Below are 4,294 nucleotides of genomic sequence, written 5' to 3'. Positions count from 1 at the left end.
AATGTTTTTCACTTTACCTATATCCGCAATTATGGTGCTGCCTTTAGTATGCTAGAAGGACAGCCATGGCTGGGTTGGCTGTCGCTAATTGTCAGTGCAATTTTGGTCGCGATCGGTATTTTTAGAAACTTTAATAGTATTTGGGAGCAGGTCGGCTTGGGCGCGATCTTGGCAGGTGCCGCAGGCAATGGGATCGATCGATTGTTTTTTGGCGGTTCTGTAGTCGATTTTATCGATCTCAGAATTATTAATTTTGCGATCTTTAATTGGGCAGATATTTCAATCAATGTCGGCGTTGTTTGTCTACTAATTCATACCTTTATCGATCGACCTCACAGATCGAACTCACGCTAAAAACACGCTCGTGTCTCAAAGTCACTACTACCCCGATCGACCACTTAAAGACTCAATCATGCTCGGACTTCAAAAATTTGGTTGTTACTATTTATCACTCTCAATTACGATTTTTACTCCGGTAATTTTGGGCGACCGCGCCAATGCACTCCCCCGCACGGCAATCGAACCAACTCCCACCCCAGTGAGTAAATCTGCCTTTGTTTATGTACCACTCCAATTACCGCCTAGCGGTGCAGTCGAAGATACTTTGTCCGAACGCGATATTCCCACAGGTGACGGTGGTTTTGCCAGGGATTACAAAATTCAATTAGTTGCAGGCGATCAACTCGCGATCGATTTGACTTCAGAAGCTTTCGATACAGTTGTCAATCTCCTGAATTCCGAAGGTAAAAGTATCGCTAAAAATGATGATGGACCCGATGGAACTAGTAACTCTTTATTATTTATCAGAATCAAAGAATCCGGGACGTATATTATCCGCGTTCAAGGTTTTGGTGAAACGAGTAGTGGTAAGTTCAAGCTGAAGGTTAGTAAATTAAAAGCACAGTGAAGGAGGGAGGGAGATAGGAGTTGGGAGACTGGGGGATGGGAGTGGGTACCCAAATGGGTACCCCACCAATTAGCAAAAAGCAGGGGTTTAAATCCCCCGCCCTTTAGGTAAATTGTGCTTGGTGCATTTTTATGGACGGGAAAAATAACCGAGTCCCAAAAACCCAATTAATAATTATTAATTATTAATTATTAATTATTAATTAACTACATCCCGATTGTCTCGTAACCAGCATCGACATAGACGATTTGCCCGGTGATGCCGCTAGCCAAATCGCTACACAAAAAAGCAGCGGTGTTACCGACCTCCGTCTGCGTCACAGTCCGCCGCAGTGGTGCCACCTTCTCGACATGGTGAATCATATCCAAAATCCCACCGACAGCCGAAGATGCCAATGTCCGAATCGGCCCAGCCGAGATGCCATTGACGCGGATATTATCGGGACCGAGTTCGGAAGCCAGATAGCGAACGCTCATCTCCAAGCCAGACTTGGCAATTCCCATCACATTGTAGTTAGGAATTACCTTTACACCACCCAGATAGGTGAGCGTGACAATGCTGCCCCCCGCAGTCATCAAGGGTTTGGCAGCACCAGCGAGGCGCGTCAGCGAATAAGTACTAATATCCATCGCCTGTGCGAATCCAGCCCGAGAAGTCTTGCTAAAATCGCCAGAAAGATCCTCTTTATTTGCAAATGCTAGACAATGAATTAAGATATCTACCCGGCCCCATTTTTCGCCAACTTCGGCAAAAGTCCGATCGATTTGGGCATCATCTTGCACGTTGAGCGGCAGATAAATGCTCGGGTTGAGGGGGGCAACTAATTCTTCAACTTTGCGTTCCATCTTCCCTTTCTCGTCAGGGAGATAAGTAATCCCGATATTGGCTCCAGCAGCGTGAAGTTGTTGGGCGATCCCCCACGCAATCGAACGATTATTGGCGATTCCAGTTACTAGCGCGTTTTTGCCGCTTAAATTTAACACGATAATTTTATTCCATCTTAACTCGCACGGCTCATGATATCAGTTAGCCGATCGTAGTTGCCAGTTATCGCGGTTTCGATTCCGCAAAGCGGAGGCTACGCCAACGCCAGCAACCGCCCATCTGTGGGGGCTTAGTAGTCTACGATACAAAAAACTATTGGCAAGTCAGATTAAGTAATCTGTATCACTGTCAAACAAATTTGATAGTCTGGATGTGAGTAAGTACCACTCGGCTTGGCTAGATAAGGTCTTTAGATCTCCAGTCATCAAGGTTTTCACTCTGCCCAAATCTGAAATTGTGAGTCCAATTATTTTAAGTGAGTGTAAATCTAAGATGGTCATGATGCAAGATAAACCGATCGCTAGCGTCTTTCAGCAACTGGCTGGAGGTGACTTTCCGCCAGTACTCGAAACATTCGATCGCAATAAAACTATTTTTTTCCCTGGCGATCCTGCCGAACGCGTCTATTTCCTCACCAAAGGTGCCGTCAAGCTCTCGCGCGTCTACGAAGCCGGAGAAGAGATTACTGTGGCTTTACTGCGCGAAAATAGCGTCTTTGGAGTGTTATCGCTGATTACGGGGAACAAGTCCGACAGGTTTTATCATGCTGTAGCCTTTACCCCAGTAGAATTATTATCAGTCTCGATCGAGCAGTTTGAAAAAGCACTCAAAGACAATCCCGAACTCTCTTGGATCATGCTCAGAGGTCTATCATCGCGGATTCTCCAAACCGAAATGATGATCGAAACTCTCGCACATCGAGACATGGGATCGAGACTGGCGAGTTTCTTGCTGATCTTGTGTAGGGACTTTGGCATCCCCAACGGCAACGGCATCACGATCGATCTCAAGTTATCACACCAAGCGATCGCCGAAGCCATCGGCTCTACCCGCGTCACCGTCACCCGCCTACTCGGCGACTTGCGCGATGAAGACAATCAGGTAATTTCGATCCAGAAGAAAAAAATTACCGTCCATAATCCGGTGGCTTTGAGTCAGCAGTTTAATTAGTGGATAGTGAATAGTGGATAGTGGATTTAGAAGTTGGCTGTGCCAGTTTAATTAGTGGATAGTGAATAGTGCTTGATGAATTTTGAAGTTGGCTGTGCCAATGCTCGGTAGATGCGTCTAATGTGCCATCGGCAAGCTACCAAATAGTCACTATCCACTATCCACTATCCACTCTTTACTCTATTTCCACCAAGCGAAACCCCATCTGACACTCATAAGCATCAGACTGGGGTTCGCTGCAAAAGTTAAGAGTGCGGACGAGGCGACCGCAACCGAGTTTACCTTGTTGCCAGCGCGGTTGACCGTCACGATCGGCCATCAGACAGGCTTGACAGACTCGCTCTGGAGCAATAACTCGATCGTTGATAATGATTACTAACATCCATCCCCCTGATATTTGGGCTAGGTACGAACGAAATTTATTTGAGAATTAGATCGAATTCCGCTAGGTTGAGCGCCTCGGCAGATCGCGAGCGAACAGGAGCCGATCGAACTGGAGATTGGTTAAGGACAATAATCCATACGATCGATTTTATCAAGCCTAAACTACACTCCTGAGATTGTCACGAATATTGACGATCGAGGGTGAGATTCGAGCCGCAATTTAGTCTAGTCTGGGCTTGGCGCGATTATAGATGCTGCAATTGAGAGTAAACAGTATCGAGTCATGCCAAAGGCGAATTTTTGGTAATTATTGGCAAATTACCAGCGGCAGCCGCAACGCGATCGAGTTCCATTAGTTATAATCGATAGTTTGGGACACCACATCGATTTAGCAATCCCCAACTCATTCCAATCAGACTAGACATGGCAAAAACTAACTTAGAATTTCTACAAGAAGCAGATCCAGCGATCGCGAGTTTAATCGGTGCCGAGCTAGGTCGTCAACGGAGCCACCTCGAACTGATTGCTAGTGAGAACTTCACCTCAGCGGCGGTGATGGCAGCACAGGGTTCGGTACTGACGAATAAATATGCTGAAGGTTTACCCAGCAAGCGTTATTATGGTGGCTGCGAATTTGTCGATGAGATCGAGCAAATCGCGATCGATCGAGTCAAGCAGTTATTTGGTGCAGCGGCGGCGAATGTCCAGCCGCATTCAGGCGCACAAGCAAACTTTGCTGTCTTCCTGACGCTCCTCAATCCTGGGGACAAAATCATGGGAATGGATCTCTCCCACGGCGGACATCTCACCCACGGTTCGCCAGTAAATTTTTCGGGCAAATGGTTCGACGTCCAGCACTACGGCGTTAGCAAGGAAACCGAGCAGCTCGACTACGACATGATTCGGGACTTGGCGAAACAATATCGTCCTAAATTATTGATTTGCGGTTATTCTGCCTATCCCCGGATTATTGACTTTGCTAAATTCCGCGAAATCGCCGATGAAGTC

The 4,294-nt window shown here is 46.7% G+C and carries 5 protein-coding genes and 1 pseudogene; 4 read left to right on the top strand and 2 right to left on the bottom strand.

The window, feature by feature from the left end:
* On the top strand, positions 1-354 hold a 354-nt coding region (gene lspA / locus RMO35_RS06295), incomplete at its 5' end, for a signal peptidase II (protein ID WP_309739399.1).
* A gap of 10 nt (positions 355-364) precedes the next feature.
* Positions 365-907 carry a PPC domain-containing protein gene (locus RMO35_RS06290; protein ID WP_309739396.1) on the top strand — a complete coding sequence of 181 codons (543 nt, stop codon included), beginning with the start codon at positions 365-367 and terminating at the stop codon, positions 905-907.
* A 206-nt stretch (positions 908-1,113) separates the two neighbouring features.
* Here RMO35_RS06290 and fabI read toward each other — a convergent pair whose 3' ends face one another.
* Positions 1,114-1,890 (bottom strand): enoyl-ACP reductase FabI, encoded by a 777-nt coding sequence (gene fabI, locus RMO35_RS06285; RefSeq protein ID WP_309739394.1) that lies wholly within the window; start codon positions 1,888-1,890, stop codon positions 1,114-1,116.
* A 334-nt stretch (positions 1,891-2,224) separates the two neighbouring features.
* Here fabI and ntcA point away from each other — a divergent pair, with 334 nt between their 5' ends.
* Positions 2,225-2,902, top strand: coding sequence for a global nitrogen regulator NtcA (gene ntcA, locus RMO35_RS06280; protein WP_309739400.1), 678 nt, complete (start codon positions 2,225-2,227; stop codon positions 2,900-2,902).
* Positions 2,903-3,077: 175 nt separating this feature from the next.
* On the opposite strand, the gene RMO35_RS06275 is transcribed toward ntcA, so the two are convergent.
* A complete protein-coding gene (locus RMO35_RS06275) occupies positions 3,078-3,284 on the bottom strand; it encodes a hypothetical protein (protein WP_309739393.1) in 207 nt (68 codons plus the stop codon).
* 425 nt (positions 3,285-3,709) lie between these two features.
* On the opposite strand from RMO35_RS06275, the pseudogene glyA reads away from it, so the two are divergent.
* Positions 3,710-4,294, top strand: a pseudogene (gene glyA / locus RMO35_RS06270) (serine hydroxymethyltransferase); the annotation flags it as partial.

This window comes from Chamaesiphon sp. OTE_20_metabat_361 (assembly GCF_031364565.1).
The sequence above is the reverse complement of the archived record's forward strand: the minus strand, read 5'-3'. Positions and strand labels throughout refer to the sequence as shown.